This window comes from Mesorhizobium sp. L-8-10 (assembly GCF_016756635.1).
In the GTDB taxonomy this organism is placed as follows: domain Bacteria; phylum Pseudomonadota; class Alphaproteobacteria; order Rhizobiales; family Rhizobiaceae.
The window spans coordinates 1552170-1566353 of the sequence record NZ_AP023263.1 but is presented as its reverse complement, the minus strand read 5'-3'; the positions used below and the strand labels follow the sequence as shown (position 1 = coordinate 1566353).

17 protein-coding genes are annotated in these 14184 nt (G+C 64.7%); 8 read left to right on the top strand and 9 right to left on the bottom strand.

Translation table 11 applies throughout. The annotated features are described in order from the left end of the window. The first annotated feature begins 10 nt into the window (after positions 1-10). A complete protein-coding gene (gene aqpZ / locus JN280_RS07225) occupies positions 11-700 on the top strand; it encodes an aquaporin Z (RefSeq protein ID WP_202311066.1) in 690 nt (229 codons plus the stop codon). Between the two features lie 328 nt (positions 701-1028). Here the strand turns inward: aqpZ and phbB are convergent, their stop codons facing one another. Continuing rightward, on the bottom strand, positions 1029-1751 hold the full coding sequence (gene phbB, locus JN280_RS07220) for a beta-ketoacyl-ACP reductase (RefSeq protein ID WP_202311065.1): 723 nt from the start codon (positions 1749-1751) through the stop codon (positions 1029-1031). Between the two features lie 130 nt (positions 1752-1881). Then, a complete protein-coding gene (locus JN280_RS07215) occupies positions 1882-3066 on the bottom strand; it encodes an acetyl-CoA C-acetyltransferase (protein WP_202311064.1) in 1185 nt (394 codons plus the stop codon). A 312-nt stretch (positions 3067-3378) separates the two neighbouring features. Here JN280_RS07215 and phaR point away from each other — a divergent pair, with 312 nt between their 5' ends. After that, positions 3379-3984, top strand: coding sequence for a polyhydroxyalkanoate synthesis repressor PhaR (gene phaR / locus JN280_RS07210; protein WP_202311063.1), 606 nt, complete (start codon positions 3379-3381; stop codon positions 3982-3984). 396 nt (positions 3985-4380) lie between these two features. On the opposite strand, the gene ppa is transcribed toward phaR, so the two are convergent. Further along, complete coding sequence (gene ppa, locus JN280_RS07205; RefSeq protein WP_202311062.1) at positions 4381-4914, bottom strand: inorganic diphosphatase; 534 nt, start codon at positions 4912-4914, stop codon at positions 4381-4383. A 145-nt stretch (positions 4915-5059) separates the two neighbouring features. Beyond that, positions 5060-5566, bottom strand: coding sequence for a GNAT family N-acetyltransferase (locus tag JN280_RS07200; RefSeq protein ID WP_202311060.1), 507 nt, complete (start codon positions 5564-5566; stop codon positions 5060-5062). Between the two features lie 290 nt (positions 5567-5856). Between JN280_RS07200 and JN280_RS07195 the strand changes: the two genes are divergently transcribed. After that, positions 5857-6561 (top strand): hypothetical protein, encoded by a 705-nt coding sequence (locus JN280_RS07195; RefSeq protein WP_210387835.1) that lies wholly within the window; start codon positions 5857-5859, stop codon positions 6559-6561. 150 nt (positions 6562-6711) lie between these two features. Here the strand turns inward: JN280_RS07195 and JN280_RS07190 are convergent, their stop codons facing one another. Genes JN280_RS07190 through JN280_RS07180 form a run of 3 tightly spaced genes read right to left on the bottom strand, consistent with a single transcriptional unit; the run spans position 6712 to position 8905 of the window. Beyond that, positions 6712-7350 carry a TPM domain-containing protein gene (locus JN280_RS07190; protein ID WP_202311056.1) on the bottom strand — a complete coding sequence of 213 codons (639 nt, stop codon included), beginning with the start codon at positions 7348-7350 and terminating at the stop codon, positions 6712-6714. A 3-nt stretch (positions 7351-7353) separates the two neighbouring features. Further along, positions 7354-8238, bottom strand: a complete 885-nt coding sequence (locus tag JN280_RS07185) for a TPM domain-containing protein (RefSeq protein ID WP_202311055.1) — start codon at positions 8236-8238, stop codon at positions 7354-7356. A gap of 40 nt (positions 8239-8278) precedes the next feature. Beyond that, positions 8279-8905: a LemA family protein gene (locus JN280_RS07180; protein WP_202311054.1), complete on the bottom strand. Its 627-nt coding sequence runs from the start codon at positions 8903-8905 to the stop codon at positions 8279-8281. Between the two features lie 189 nt (positions 8906-9094). On the opposite strand from JN280_RS07180, the gene JN280_RS07175 reads away from it, so the two are divergent. The 5 genes from JN280_RS07175 (at position 9095) to JN280_RS07155 (ending at position 12253) form a co-directional block, all read left to right on the top strand. Continuing rightward, positions 9095-9337 carry a hypothetical protein gene (locus JN280_RS07175; protein WP_202311053.1) on the top strand — a complete coding sequence of 81 codons (243 nt, stop codon included), beginning with the start codon at positions 9095-9097 and terminating at the stop codon, positions 9335-9337. A gap of 7 nt (positions 9338-9344) precedes the next feature. Further along, positions 9345-10229 carry a pyridoxal kinase PdxY gene (gene pdxY / locus JN280_RS07170; RefSeq protein WP_202311052.1) on the top strand — a complete coding sequence of 295 codons (885 nt, stop codon included), beginning with the start codon at positions 9345-9347 and terminating at the stop codon, positions 10227-10229. Continuing rightward, positions 10226-10990 carry a DUF429 domain-containing protein gene (locus JN280_RS07165; RefSeq protein ID WP_202311051.1) on the top strand — a complete coding sequence of 255 codons (765 nt, stop codon included), beginning with the start codon at positions 10226-10228 and terminating at the stop codon, positions 10988-10990. The genes pdxY and JN280_RS07165 overlap by 4 nt, the downstream gene beginning before the upstream one ends. 115 nt (positions 10991-11105) lie before the next feature. Continuing rightward, the gene (locus JN280_RS07160; protein WP_202311050.1) at positions 11106-11534 is read left to right on the top strand and encodes an OsmC family protein; all 429 of its coding nucleotides are present in this window, start codon (positions 11106-11108) and stop codon (positions 11532-11534) included. Between the two features lie 74 nt (positions 11535-11608). After that, positions 11609-12253: a carbonic anhydrase gene (locus tag JN280_RS07155; RefSeq protein ID WP_202311049.1), complete on the top strand. Its 645-nt coding sequence runs from the start codon at positions 11609-11611 to the stop codon at positions 12251-12253. A gap of 114 nt (positions 12254-12367) precedes the next feature. Here the strand turns inward: JN280_RS07155 and JN280_RS07150 are convergent, their stop codons facing one another. Further along, positions 12368-13597, bottom strand: coding sequence for a multidrug effflux MFS transporter (locus JN280_RS07150; protein ID WP_202311047.1), 1230 nt, complete (start codon positions 13595-13597; stop codon positions 12368-12370). Next, the gene (locus JN280_RS07145; protein WP_202311046.1) at positions 13594-14070 is read right to left on the bottom strand and encodes a MarR family winged helix-turn-helix transcriptional regulator; all 477 of its coding nucleotides are present in this window, start codon (positions 14068-14070) and stop codon (positions 13594-13596) included. The genes JN280_RS07150 and JN280_RS07145 overlap by 4 nt, the downstream gene beginning before the upstream one ends. Between the last annotated feature and the right edge of the window lie 114 nt (positions 14071-14184).

The window sequence follows — 14184 nt, the reverse complement described above, 5'->3', positions numbered from 1 at the left end:
GGGATCTACCATGTCGAAGAAACTTGTCGCCGAATTCCTCGGCACGTTCTGGCTGGTCTTCGGCGGCTGCGGCAGCGCCGTGCTGGCAGCCGCATTTCCGGATCTGGGCATCGGCCTGCTCGGCGTGGCGCTGGCCTTCGGCCTGACCGTGCTGACCGGCGCATACGCCTTCGGCGGCATCTCCGGCGGCCATTTCAACCCCGCCGTCTCGGTCGGCCTGATGGTCGCCGGCCGCTTCCCGGCGAAAGACCTCATTCCCTATGTGATCGTCCAGCTGATCGGCGCCATCGTGGCGGCGGCGGTGCTTTATGTCATCGTCACCGGAAAGGCCGACTTCACCACCATCGGCGGCTTCGCCGCCAACGGCTATGGCGAACACTCGCCGGGCGGCTATTCGCTCGCATCGGCTCTGGTCATCGAGGTCGTGCTTACCTTCATGTTCCTCATGATCATCCTGGGGGCCACCCACGGCCGCGTGCCGACAGGATTCGCCCCGATCGCCATCGGCCTCGCGCTGACCCTGATCCACCTGATCTCGATCCCGGTCACCAACACCTCGGTCAATCCCGCCCGCTCGACCAGCCAGGCGCTGTTCGTCGGCGGCTGGGCCCTGCAGCAGCTCTGGCTGTTCTGGGTCGCGCCAATCGTCGGCGCCGCGATTGCCGGTATCGTGCACAAGGCAGCACTCGGGGACGACTGATGAAGCCCGAAGCGCGGCGGCGCGATGGTCGATGAAAAAGGCGCGCGTCCTGTAAAGAACTGGATTTTTGCAGGACGAGGCCGGTTTTCGGGCTTCACGCCATCGGCGTCGGGCCAGAGCCCGTCTGGGCATGATCGGATCGCGGACGGTGCAGCAGAAAGGCTTCGCTGGCGAGAGCAGGCCGCAAGACCTCGACAGTGAAATGATGTGTCGGAAAATCGCTGAACCCGGCGCCGCGGTCAACCGCGAACGCCGGGGGTCATCGAGAATTGATCGAGGCTGCCTGGATGCGCCAGCGTCCAGGCCCGCCGGTCAGGCGAAATACTGGTCAGGCGAAATACTGGCCGCCATTGGCGGTGATCGTCGATCCCGTGACGAAGCCGGCGTCGTCGGAGGCCAGGAAAACCACGCAGCGCGCGATCTCGGCCGCTTCGCCCAACCGCCCTACCGGAATCTGGGCGATGATCGATTCGCGCACCTTCTCCGGCACCGCCATCACCATGTCGGTGGCGATGTATCCCGGGCAGACGGCATTGACCGTGATGCCGACGCGCGCCCCTTCCTGGGCGAGCGCCTTCGTGAAGCCGAGATCGCCGGCTTTGGAGGCGGAATAATTCGCCTGGCCGAACTGCCCCTTCTGGCCGTTGATCGAGGAAATGGTGACGATGCGGCCGAACTTGCGCTCCCGCATGCCGTTCCACAAGGGATGCGTCATGTTGAAGACGCCGTTCAGATTGGTGCCGATCACCTCGTTCCACTGCTCGCGCGTCATCTTGTGGAAAGGCGCGTCGCGGGTGATGCCGGCATTGTTGACGAGGATGTCGATCGGGCCGAGATCGGCTTCGACCTTGGCGATGCCGGCCGCGCAGGCGTCGTAGTCGGCCACCGACCATTTGTAGACCGGAATGCCGGTCTCGGCCTTGAACTTCTGGGCCGCCTCATCGTTGCCGGCATAATTGGCGGCGACCTTGTAGCCGGCGTCCCTGAGGGCGATGGAGATGGCCGCGCCGATGCCGCGCGAGCCGCCGGTGACGATTGCCGTTCTTGCCATGGTTCCTCCTCCCAGGAAGCAAAGTTCAATGTCGGAATAGTGAATGGCGAATGGGCGTCACGCAAGTATCAGGAGAAGCCGATCGACCTTCCCTAACGTAAGCCCATTCACCATTTCTCGATTCACCGGGTCAGAGTGCTTCGACGCACATCGCCACGCCCATGCCGCCGCCGATGCACAGCGTGGCGAGGCCCTTCTTCGCGCCCCGGCGCTTCATCTCATGGACGAGCGTGTTGAAGATGCGGGCGCCGGACGCGCCGATCGGATGCCCGATGGCGATGGCGCCGCCGTTGACGTTGACGATGTCGGGGTTCCAGCCGAGCCCCTTGTTGACGGCGCAGGCCTGGGCCGCGAAGGCTTCGTTCGCCTCGACGAGATCGAGATCGCCGACCGACCAGCCGGCCTTCTCCAGCGCCTTCCTGGAAGCCGGGATCGGGCCGGTTCCCATGACCTGCGGGTCGACGCCGGCGGTCGCCCAGGAGACGATGCGCGCCAGCGGGGTGATGCCGCGGCGGGCTGCCTCGGCCTCGGTCATCAGCAGCGCGGCTGCGGCGCCGTCATTGAGACCGGAGGCGTTGGCGGCGGTCACGGTGCCGTCCTTGTCGAAGGCGGGCCTGAGCTTCTGCATTGCGTCGAGGGTCGCGCCGTGGCGGATATACTCGTCCTGGTCGACGATGGTATCGCCCTTCCTGCCCTTGACGGTGACGGCGACGATCTCGTCCTTGAACCGGCCGGCCTTCTGCGCGGCCTCGGCCTTGTTCTGCGAGGCCAGCGCGAAGGCATCCTGGTCGTCGCGGGTGATCTGGAACTGCCGGGCAACGTTCTCGGCCGTGTTGCCCATATGATAGCCGTTGAAGGCATCCCACAGGCCATCCTTGATCATGGTGTCGATCAGCTTCAGGTCGCCCATCTTGGTGCCGGCGCGAAGATGCTGGCAGTGCGGGGAGAGCGACATGGATTCCTGGCCGCCGGCAATGATGACCCTGGCGTCGCCGGTCGCGATCTGCTGCATGCCGAGCGCGATCGCGCGCAGGCCCGAGCCGCAGACCTGATTGACGCCCCAGGCGGACGCCTCCTTGGGAATGCCGGCGCCGATGGCGGCCTGTCGCGCCGGGTTCTGGCCCTGGCCAGCCGTGAGTACCTGGCCGAGGATCACTTCGTCGACTTCGCTGGCGTCGACGCCGGCGCGGCCGAGCACTTCCTTGACCACGACCACGCCGAGCTCATGAGCGGGCGTGTTGGCGAAGGAGCCATTGAAGGAGCCGACCGGGGTGCGGGCAGCGCTGGCCACCACGATTGCATTGGACGCGGACATGTTCATCTCCAGACTTGAATGCCAGACTTGAATGAAGGCGGGGCGACGGTCTCTTCATCCTGTTTCTTGCCCTTTCCCGAACCCGAGTCAAACCGGAAATCGGCGGCGAGCCCGCGATGCCCGGCCATGCTGCACCTTTGCTGCGCTCATGCTGCACTCATGCTGCGCAGCATTTTTCGGGCCGCGCTGCGGCATAGCGGTTCCGCAGCGCACAAACCGCTTGGAATTGCATGCTCTTTGCGCATATCCTGATCGGAAAAGGTGATCGCAGCCGCGGCTTGCGAAAGCATCGCCGCTTCCGGGAGGATGGAAATGCCCGCCAAAGACGAACCGGTTGTCATCAAGAAATACGCGAACCGGCGCCTCTACAATACGGGCACGAGCACCTATGTGACGCTCGAGGACCTCGCCGAGATGGTCAAGAGGGGCGAGGACTTCACGGTCCAGGACGCCAAGACGGGCGAGGACATCACCCACCCGGTGCTGACGCAGATCATCTTCGAGCTGGAGAACAAGGACGGCCAGAACATGCTGCCGATCCCGTTCCTGCGGCAGCTCATCGCCTTCTACGGCGACCAGATGCAGATGATCGTGCCGAGCTTCCTCGAGCAGTCGATGATCGCCTTCGCGAAGGAGCAGGAACGCCTGCGCGAGCAGATGAAGTCGGCGTTCGGCAAGAGCCCGATCGACGTCATGAAGCTGACGCCGATGAAGGCGATCGAGGAGCAGACGCGGCGCAACATCGAGATGTTCCAGAACGCCATGCGTATGTTCACGCCATTCCCGCCCGCGGGTGTGCCGGGCGGCGCGGCGCCGGCCGAGGCGCCGAAGAAGGACGCGCCCGAAAAGGCGAACGAGCTCCAGGAACTCAAGGAGCAGATCGCCGCCATGCAGCGCAAGATCGATTCGATGGGGTGAGAAGTGGTCCGCGTAGCGGACGAAAAGCCAATTGCTTGGCTTTTCGAGCTTCGAACGCCCTGAGCGAGAGCGAAGGGCCGGGCCGCCGGGCGAGCGAACGCCGGGGCGCTGCGAAGCAGCGGGGACCCGGCAGGGGCGCGGTTCGCGTAGCGGAACGCTGCCTTCGTGTTGGAAAGACGGCGCTGCCCCTCATCCGCCTGCCGGCACCTTCTCCCCGCAAGCGGGGAGAAGACCGATGGCTTCGACGGCTTCGCCAACCGCCAAGGGTGCAGAATGAGAACTGTCGCTGCGGCAGGCTGTCATCTCCCCGCTTGCGGGGAGAAGGTGCCGGCAGGCGGATGAGGGGCCGGCGCCGGGGTTCCCGAACGCGGAGGCGCTCGCAGCCCAGACCGCCGATTACTTCGACTTCTTCGCCCGCTCGATCGCCTCGACGATCATCTTCCTGGCATAGGCGGCGTCGTGCCAGCCGCCGATCTTGACCCACTTGCCGGGTTCCAGATCCTTGTAGTGCTCGAAGAAATGCTGCACCTGCTCGCGGGTGATCTCGGGCAGCTGGGTGTATTCGACGACGTTCTCGTAGCGCCGGGTCAGATGCGGCGAGGGCACAGCGATGACTTTTTCGTCCTCGCCGGCATTGTCTTCCATGATCAGCACGCCGATCGGCCGGACATTGATGACGCAGCCCGGCATAAGAGCGCGCGTGTTGCACACGAGGACGTCGATCGGATCGCCGTCGCCCGACAAAGTGTGCGGCACGAAGCCGTAATTGCCGGGATAGCGCATCGGGGTGTAGAGGAAGCGATCGACGATCAGCGTGCCGGCTTCCTTGTCCATCTCGTATTTGATCGGCTCGCCGCCGACCGGAACCTCGATGATGACGTTGATATCTTCCGGCGGATTCTTGCCGGCACTGATCGCATCGATGCGCATGGCTATGTCCCTCGTTTCGGGCGGACCGATAGCGTCCCGAGCGCCATTGTGCAATGCACGAAAATCGGCAGCCGGCGTTGCTATTCGTGAAGGGCGTTCGAGGCGACAAGACGCCGCATCCGTCGGCCGGATCCGGCAGCAGTTTTCAATCCCAGACGAAAGCGACCTTGCGCAGCGCCTTGTGGTCGAAGACCTCGACGCCCTCGGCCACGTCGCGTCCGCCGGCGCCGGCATAGAAATCGAGCGCGCCGACATTCTCCTCGAGCGCCCAGACCACGAGGCCTCGAAGCCCGTGATCGCGCAGCCTCTGGCGGGCCGCGCCGAATAGACGGGTGCCCAGCCCGATGCCCTGATATTCGGGCTTCAGATAGAGCTCGTAGATCTCGCCCTCCTGCCTGAGCTCGCGGGCGCGGTTTCGACCGATCGTGGCATAACCGGCGATCTCGCCGCCGATCTCCAGGACCAGAACCGACGCGGCGCGGCGTATCGCATTCGCCCACCAGTCGCGGCCGCGGCGATTGATCATGGCGTTCAGCGCGCGGTGCGGGATGATCCCGGCATAGGCGCCGCGCCATGCCTCATGATGCACATCGGCGATCGCGGACGCGTCGCCTGGCTCTGCCTTTCGGATATCGATCGAGAGCGTGGTCATAACCCTTTAACCATAGCTGCTTCGCCCGCCGCTGCGCAAGCGATCGATATGGCTCCTCCTGCCGATACACCCTCCTGCAAAATCATGCGGCGCATCCGACGCGTTCCAAAGGTGAAGACCCGAATTGGGCTTCAGGGAAATGGGCCGCAAAGCAGCGCGGTGCGGAAGCCTCTGCCCGCGCCGGACAACGCCACGCCGCCACTTGGGCCGCAGGAGCAGAAATATTCGACTGCCAAAGACATCGACGGCGCCGGCTTTCTTATCTATTGTCGTGCGCCAGGCTCCGGCAATTGTCCAACAAGACATCCGAGGGGGTATCCATGAAAACGTGGCAGGACGTTCTGAACAAGACGAAGGAGCGCCGCAAGCTGGGAGATGACGAATCCGCGAACAAACTATCCGGCGTCACCACAAATATACTCTTCTCTCTCGCAAATGACAGCAAGGTACAAGAGCTGTCCAATACACTGAAGAATACGAAAGAACTGAGCCAGACGACGATCTCCGTCGGCATCACGAAGATACATGACTTTCCCTATGCGGTCATCTGCAAGAAAGGGTCCACGGACCAATTTGCCGATATCATCGCACAGGCGCTCGTTCGTGTCATCGGTCCCATCATCGTCATCGAGACCATCACGAACAATCAAACGGGGCTCCACGCCGAAATGGCGATCCTGAGACATTTTTCCCAGCTCGGGATCAGCAAATACAATATGGAAGACCGCGTCTTCATCATGTGCATCGGCAAGCCCGTATGCAAGGATTGCGCGGGCTACATGAATTCACAGTCGATCGGTCACTGCAGCCTCGTTTCGGACGGATCGATGGGGCTCATACAGTTCTCATGCGGCAGCGTGTCGACCATGGGTGGCGGACAGTGGGAACACCCCTTCACCGGCTCGGTCTATATCGGGGGAAACAACATAAACTCCTATCAGAACAAGAAGATGTCCCAATCGCTCAACCAGTTCAAGACGTCGTTCACCGTCTGACGTCGCGTTTCCTGGGTTCTGAAGCATGTCTCCCGAAAGTGTGCCGCGGTTTCGGGATAAAGACATGCGCAAGGTCAGGTATCTACAGAGTGTCGCGATAATCCTTTTTCGCGCGGCATGCTGTAGACTGGATCGGCACGGAGGCATGGTTCAGAGCTCGACGACGTGATCGTCGAGCTCGTTGAAGTCCGCCTCGCCGACGGGAAAATGCTGCGCCAGGAGCGAGCCGACGCTCCCGACCGCTGCGACGAAACCGTTGGCGAGATCGCCGCGCCGGGCATGGTCGAGGAGCATCGCGACCACATCGTTCCAGGCGACCTGGTCGACCCGCCGGTTGATGCCGGCGTCGGCCACGACCTCGGCATAGTGTTCGGCGAGCGACACGAAAAGCAGCACGCCGGTGCGTGCCGTGGTGATGTGCACATTGCGGGCGAAGAACTGCTTGAGCGCGTTCTCGTGGGCGCGCCGGAACTGCAGCCGCTTCGGCACAAGCCGGATACGCAGGGCGGGAAAGAACCAGAGCACGACCAGCGCGCAGGCGATGGCGAGCAGTTGCGCAAGCGCCAGCGTCGCCGGCCTGACGTCGAACCACCAATGGTGCAGCGCCAGCGACACGAAGAGGCTGAGCGTGACGATGGCGACCGTCACGAAGAAGGCCGCGGGGAACAGATAGCTGTCGCTCGCCCGCGCCACCACGCAGTAGATCTCGCCTGATGTCCGCGCCTCCGCCTCCCGCACCGCGGCAGCGATCAGGGCATGTTCCTTCTGCGTCATCGATCGCGTCGTCATCGCCTACCAGCTCCCGGACGCGCCGCCGCCGCCGGACGACCCGCCGCCGCCCGAAAATCCACCCCCGCCGGAGGACCAGCCCCCCGATGAGCTTCCCGACGACCAGCCTCCTCCCCCGGAGTAGCCGCCGCCGGAGCCGCCGCGCTGGTTGTAGTCGAAGTCCATGCCGAGCCAGCGATAGCGACCCGGGCCGATCTTGCGGCCGAACATCGGCGGCAGGAAGGCCATGGCCAGGCCGCCGAAAAACAGCGTGGCCCAGATGGCGATGAAGATGAGGACCGGCAGGTCGACGAAATCCGGGCCGGTCGCCTGGTTGCGTTCGGCACGGGCCTGAAGTTCCGCTCCGTTGCCTTCGAGCACCATGATGATGTCGTCGACGGCGCCGGAGATCCCGCCCGGGAAGTCGCCGGCCCTGAAGGCCGGCACCATGGTGTTCTCGATGATCAGCTTCGAATGCAGGTCCGTGAGCGTGCCTTCCAGTCCGTAGCCGACTTCGATGCGCATCTTGCGGTCGTCGCGCGCAACGAGCAGCAGGATGCCGTTGTCCTCGCCGGCCTGGCCCAGCTTCCAGGCACGGAACAGGCGGTTGGCATAGGGCTCTATCGCTTCGCCGCCTGTGGTCGGCACGGTTGCGACGACGATCTGGTCGGATGACTTCGTTTCGAAATCCGCGAGCTTCCGGGTCAGCGCTTCCGATGTCGCCGCATCGATCAGGCCGGCATCGTCGACCACCCGGCCTGTGAGAGCGGGCAGATCGTCGGCGATGGCGGCGAACGGCAGGAAAAGCAGCAGGAGAATGGCGCAGGCGATGCCCGCCGTTTCCGCGGACAACCCCTCTAGTCGCCGGCGAAGACAGACTTGCCGTGGGAGAGAGGAAGCAGCCGGCATCAAGAATCCCTGCGCTCGCGAAGGATGCTGAAGCGCGCCCTCAGCCGCCCTGCTTTGTGCCGAAATCGACCTTCGGCGCCTGAAGCTTGTCCTCGGCGACAGTGAAGTTCTCGAACGGCTCGTTGTTGGTGAACCAGAGGATCGCCCAGACGATCGACGGGAAGGTCTTCAGTGTCAGATTATATTCCCGCACGGCGTCTATATAGTCGCGGCGGGCGACCGCTATGCGGTTCTCTGTGCCTTCGAGCTGTGCCTGCAGGCCGAGGAAATTCTGGTTCGCCTTGAGATCGGGATAGTTCTCGACCACGGCGAGCAGCCGAGACAGGGCACCGGTGAGCCCGGCCTGGTTCTCCTGGAACGCCTTGAAAGCGTCAGGGTCGGACAATGTGGCCGGCGTGACGGTCACCTGCGTGGCCTTGGCTCGGGCCGCGACAACCGCATCCAGCGTGTCCTTCTCATGGGCGGCATAGCCCTTCACGGTCTCGACCAGGTTGGGGATCAGGTCGGCACGACGCTGATACTGGTTGAGCACCTCGCTCCAGGCGGCCTTGGCCTTTTCCTCGGCGGTCGGAATGGTGTTGTAGCCGCAGCCCGACAGCAAAGGCAGCAACAGAAGCAGCACGGCCGGCAGCAAGGCGACGGGCCGTGAAGCGGATCGAGCAAACATGGAGAACCCCTCGTGTCGTGACCGTCTGCGCCGCGACGATAGCCAGAATCTCGCGATATGGGAACATCCCGGCCGCCGCAACCTTCGGACGAGAAGATGGCGGCTCGATCATCGGGACTGTGACAGGCCCGTCGAACGCGCTAGATTGCATGGGTGTCCTGCGACGCAGCGAAGAGGGATGGATCGCGCATGGCCGACGACCGCGAGCGGCTGGCCGAATCCCGGCAGATTCTCGATCGTGTCGAACGCGAGGCCGATGCGTCCGGACTGCTGGGCGGCGCAGCGCGCCGGACGGGCGCCCGTCTGGCCGCACAGGACGCCGACCAGGAGGACCGTATCGAGCTCTGGGGAACACGCATCGGGCGCGTGCTCGGGCTTGTCATCACGCTCGGCCTGTTTGTATGGCTGGTTCTTTATCTCTTGCGCGGATGAGCAGCGAATGAGCGAAGAGCAAGCCGACGCGCCGCGGGCCGTCATCGTCATCTCCAGCCATGTCGCGCGCGGCTCGGTCGGCAACCGGGCGGCCGTCTTCGCGCTGGAGACTCTGGGCTTCCCGGTCTGGGCCGTGCCGACCGTCATCCTGCCCTGGCATCCCGGCCATGGGCGCGCGACCCGGATCGTGCCCGAGCCCGAACAATTCGCCGCGCTGATGAAGGATCTGGAACGCGCGCCCTGGCTCGGCGAAGTGGCGGCCGTGCTTTCGGGCTATCTGGGCGACCCAGAGCAGGCCGGGGCGGTCGCCTCGCTGGTCCGAACCGTCAAGGCCAGGAATCCGCAGGCGCTCTATGTCTGCGACCCCGTGATGGGCGATCTCGGCGGGCTCTATGTTCCCGAAGCCACGGCCGTGGCGCTGCGCGACGAGCTGATGCCGCTGGCCGATGTCGCGACCCCCAATCGCTACGAGCTGGAATGGATGACCGGGACGAAGCTCCCCGACCTGCGCTCGGTGATCGCCGCCGCCCTGCATGCCGGTCCGCGCATGGTTCTGGTCACCTCGGCGCCATCGCTGATGTCGGGCGGCACCGGCAACCTGCTGCTCACATCCAGCGAAGCGCTACTGGCCGAGCATCGCAGCATCGATCGTCCGCCCAACGGTCTCGGCGACCTCACGGGAGCCGTGTTCCTGGCGCGCCTCCTGCGGGGCTCGCCGGCGGGCAAGGCTTTGCAGTCGACGACCGCGGCCGTGTTCGAGATCCTGGCGCGCACGGCAAAACGCGGCGCCGACGAGCTCACACTCGAAACGGACGCCCAGAGCCTGTCGCATCCCATGGCCATGGTGCACCTGCGGCATCTTACCCACCCCAGCAGGGACCGGCGCGCTTGAGCGATCGGGTCGCCGCCGGGGTCGACGGCTGCAAGGCCGGTTGGATCGCCGTCGTGCGAGAGCCGGGACGCGCAGCCTATGCTTGTGTCGTCGGCAGCTTCGAGGCCCTGATCGCGATGCTTCCCGGCGATGCCGCGATCGCCGTCGATATGCCGATCGGCCTGCCGGACTTCACCCGTCATGGCGGACGCGGGCCCGAGACGCTGGTTCGGCGATTCCTCGGCGAGCGCCAGTCGAGTGTGTTCTCGATCCCCTCGCGGGCAGCCGTCTATGCCGCGGACGAGCCTTTCACGACGGTCGAGCGCTGGTACGAGACGCATCGCCTGGCCAGCCGTGTCGCGCGTGAGACCTCCGACCCGCCGCGCGGCGTGTCGATCCAGGCCTTCGGCATATTCTCCAAGATCCGCGAACTCGACCGCCTGCTGCTGGCCCGGCAGGAGCTGCGCGGCCGCATCATCGAATCCCATCCGGAGGCCGCCTTCTGGCGGTTGAACGGCGGCGAGGCCATGGCGCTGCCGAAGAAGATCAAGGGCCGGATCAACCCGCCAGGGATGGAGGAGCGCAAAGCGCTGCTGGCGCGCAGCGGTCACGATCGCACCTTCCTCGACCGACCGCCGCCGCGCGGCGCTGGCGAGGACGACCTGCTCGACGCCGCCGCGGTGACGCTGGTGGCCGAGCGCTTCATCCGCGGCGAGGCTGTGAGCTTTCCCGACCCACCCGGGAACGATCGCCTCGGCAACCCGATAGCGATATGGACCTGACCCAATGGACCTGACGCTGACGGCGCGAGATCCGGCTTCCGGCGACATCGTGGCCGGTGGTTTTTCCGTCCGCGATCGATTAGATGATCGATCGCGAAACGAAAGGATCACCTCCATGAAAGCGCGCGTGAAATGGGTCGAGGACCGGACCTTCGTCGGTGAATCCGGCACCGGCCACAAGCTCGTGTTCGGAACCGCGCATGGAGAGGGCGGACCGAAGCCCGGCCCGAGCCCGATGGAGCTTGTGCTGATCGGCACCGGCGGCTGCTCCGCCTTCGACGTCGTCCACATCCTGGAAAAGGGACGCGAGGCGGTCGAGGACTGCGTGGTCGAGCTGGATGCCGACCGCGCCGAGACCGACCCGAAGGTCTTCACCCGCATCCACATGCATTTCGTGGTCAAGGGCCGCAACCTGTCGGAGGCCAAGGTGAAGCGTGCGATCGACCTGTCGGTCGAAAAATACTGCTCGGCATCGGCGATGATGGCCAGGACCGCCACGCTCACCCACGATTTCGAGGTCGTCGACACGGCTGCGGCGAGTTGATCTCGCGCGACCCACACCGTGCCATGCGTAATTGCGTATTGATCGTCGGAACCGATTGCCGGTAGGAAAGGTCCATGTCACACCTGCCCGACCACCTGCTCGCCGGCTATCGAAACTTCATGAGCGGACGATACGTCGCCGAAAGCGGCCGATATCGTTCGCTCGCCCGCGAAGGCCAATCGCCCGAGACGATGGTCATCGCCTGCTGCGATTCCCGCGCGGCACCCGAAGCGATCTTCGACGCCGGGCCGGGCGAGCTGTTCGTGGTCCGCAATGTCGCCAATCTGGTGCCGCCCTATTCGCCCGACGGCGAGTTCCATTCGACTTCGGCCGCGCTCGAATTCGCCGTGCAGAGCCTCAAGGTCCGCAACATCGTGGTCATGGGGCACGGCCGCTGCGGTGGCATCCGCGCCGCTCTCAATACGGATGCAGCGCCGCTTTCGCCCGGCGACTTCATCGGCAAGTGGATGAGCCTCGTCGCCCCGGCGGCCGAGACCGTATCGGGCAACGCGCTGATGACGCCGGGCGAGCGCCAGACGGCGCTGGAGCGCATTTCGATCCGCTATTCCATCGCCAATCTCAAGACCTTCCCTTGCGTAAAGATCCTCGAGACCAAGGGGAAACTCACGATCAGCGGAGCCTGGTTCGACATTTCGACCGGCGAGTTGTGGGTGATGAACCGCGATAGCGGAGATTTCGAACGGCCCGACTTCGACTGATCGACGTCTCGATCTACAGCGGGTCGCGTGAAAGGATTCACGCGACCCGCTGTAGGTACTTGATTTTGCGCATGTCTTTATCCCGCACCGCGGCACACTTTCGGGAGACATGCTTTAAGCCTTGGGCTGGCCCATCGCCGGCTCCGGAAGCCGGCTCCAGGCCAGCCATGACAGGACCGCGATCAACCCCATGGCCGGGATCACCATCGCCATTGCCGTCACCGGCTCGGCGATCAGGGCACAGACCATGCCGCCGACCAGCCCGCCGCCCATCTGGAAGAATCCGTTCATCGACGCTGCCGCTCCGGCCATGTGCGGGAAGGGCGCCAATGCCGCCGTCGTCATGGCCGGCATGATGAAGGCAATGCCGAAGGCGAGGAACCCTACAGGTCCCATGACCAGCAGGAAGGTTGGTTCGTGGAGATGCAGACCAGCCACCAGGGCCGCGTCGCCGATCAGCACCATGCCGAGCCCGACCGGGACGAGCCGGAAGGCGCTGACGGTGGACAGCAGTTGGCGCACGGCCAGCGAGCCGATCAGGAACATGCCCGACTGCATCAGCATGCCCAGGCCGAACTGGGTCGGCGTCAGGCCGACCCGGTCCATCAATATGAAAGGCAGCACCGTCGCCTGCGTATAGATCGCGCCTACGGAACCCGCGGTGATCAGGCTCGCCAGCACGAAATAGGGCGAGGTCAGCAGGCTGCGGTAGGATTTCGCCAGAGCCTTGGGCCGGATGCGCGACAGGTCGCGCTGGACGGTCTCGACCATGCGCAGGTGGATGATGAGCATCATGATGACCGCTGCCGCGAACATCACGAGGAAGATCGCGTGCCAGCCGGCGATCTCCATGGTGATGCCGCCGAGCGTCGGTGACACAGCCGGGCCGATGCCCAGGATCAGGCCGATCAGGTTCATGATCCGCGCCGAACTCTCACGCGTGAAGAGGTCGCGCACCATGGCGCGGGAAATAGCGATGCCGACCGCGGCGCCGACGCCTTGCAGGAAGCGTGCCGCGATCAGGAGCTCGATGTCAGGGGCAAGAAGCGCCAGCAGCGAGGCGACGAGATAGATGCCGAGGAAGGCAAAGGTCACCGGCTTGCGGCCGAAACCGTCCGACAGGGGTCCGCAGACGAGCTGGGCGATGGCGAAGCCGGCGAAATAAAGCGACAGCGTCATCTTCACCGCCGCTTCCGTCGTACCGAAGGCGTGCACCAGCTCAGGCATCGCCGGCGTGAACAGCGCCATGGAAACCGGGCCGATGGCGGCCAGCATGGCGCCCAGCAGGCCGACGCGGCGCTCGCTCATCAAAGGCGCCAGCGGCGCGGAGAGCTGCATGTTCATGCGGCCGCACTTTCCCTGCGCGCACCTTCCAGCCGCGCTTCGGTAAGGTTGGCGCGCACGATCTTCAGCGTGTCCAGGAAACGCTGCCAGTCGGCCTGCGCGACGCCCTTCGAGGCATCCGCCCGCATCCCGGCGGCAATGGGCTGGATTCGGGCCAGCATGTCCTGGCCGGACTCGGTGACGTGGACCTGCTTGGCACGCCGGTCGGCAGGGTCTGGTTGTCGTTCGATCAGGCCATGGGCTTCCAGGCGGTCCAGCGCCGTGCTCAGCGTCATCGCCTCCACGCCCATTCGCTCGGCAAGCACGGTCTGGCGCACCGCGCCTGCGCGCGCCGCATGCGACAGGGTTCGGCCCTCGCCCGGCGTCAGGCCGAGCCCGGCCTCTCCGATGCGCCGGTCGAGCTCGGCGCGAACGAGGCGCTGCACGTCGGTGACGAGGAAACCGAAACTGTCGGGGTCGATGCGCTGCGGCATTTTACTAAGCCTTACTTATTATAAGTTCTACTTATTGTCTAAACTCAAAACCGTCAAGGCGATTGCGCGACGCCGTCGGCGCTCCTAAATGGTTGCGAAGCCCTTCCCGCCGAC

Bases quoted from the DNA above. Each gene is read 5' to 3' on its own strand.
- aqpZ (WP_202311066.1), top strand. From the start codon at position 11: ATGTCGAAGAAACTTGTCGCCGAATTCCTCGGCACGTTCTGGCTGGTC.
- phbB (WP_202311065.1), bottom strand. From the start codon at position 1,751: ATGGCAAGAACGGCAATCGTCACCGGCGGCTCGCGCGGCATCGGCGCG.
- JN280_RS07215 (WP_202311064.1), bottom strand. From the start codon at position 3,066: ATGTCCGCGTCCAATGCAATCGTGGTGGCCAGCGCTGCCCGCACCCCG.
- phaR (WP_202311063.1), top strand. From the start codon at position 3,379: ATGCCCGCCAAAGACGAACCGGTTGTCATCAAGAAATACGCGAACCGG.
- ppa (WP_202311062.1), bottom strand. From the start codon at position 4,914: ATGCGCATCGATGCGATCAGTGCCGGCAAGAATCCGCCGGAAGATATC.
- JN280_RS07200 (WP_202311060.1), bottom strand. From the start codon at position 5,566: ATGACCACGCTCTCGATCGATATCCGAAAGGCAGAGCCAGGCGACGCG.
- JN280_RS07190 (WP_202311056.1), bottom strand. From the start codon at position 7,350: ATGACGACGCGATCGATGACGCAGAAGGAACATGCCCTGATCGCTGCC.
- JN280_RS07185 (WP_202311055.1), bottom strand. From the start codon at position 8,238: ATGCCGGCTGCTTCCTCTCTCCCACGGCAAGTCTGTCTTCGCCGGCGA.
- JN280_RS07180 (WP_202311054.1), bottom strand. From the start codon at position 8,905: ATGTTTGCTCGATCCGCTTCACGGCCCGTCGCCTTGCTGCCGGCCGTG.
- JN280_RS07175 (WP_202311053.1), top strand. From the start codon at position 9,095: ATGGCCGACGACCGCGAGCGGCTGGCCGAATCCCGGCAGATTCTCGAT.
- pdxY (WP_202311052.1), top strand. From the start codon at position 9,345: ATGAGCGAAGAGCAAGCCGACGCGCCGCGGGCCGTCATCGTCATCTCC.
- JN280_RS07160 (WP_202311050.1), top strand. From the start codon at position 11,106: ATGAAAGCGCGCGTGAAATGGGTCGAGGACCGGACCTTCGTCGGTGAA.
- JN280_RS07155 (WP_202311049.1), top strand. From the start codon at position 11,609: ATGTCACACCTGCCCGACCACCTGCTCGCCGGCTATCGAAACTTCATG.
- JN280_RS07150 (WP_202311047.1), bottom strand. From the start codon at position 13,597: ATGAACATGCAGCTCTCCGCGCCGCTGGCGCCTTTGATGAGCGAGCGC.
- JN280_RS07145 (WP_202311046.1), bottom strand. From the start codon at position 14,070: ATGCCGCAGCGCATCGACCCCGACAGTTTCGGTTTCCTCGTCACCGAC.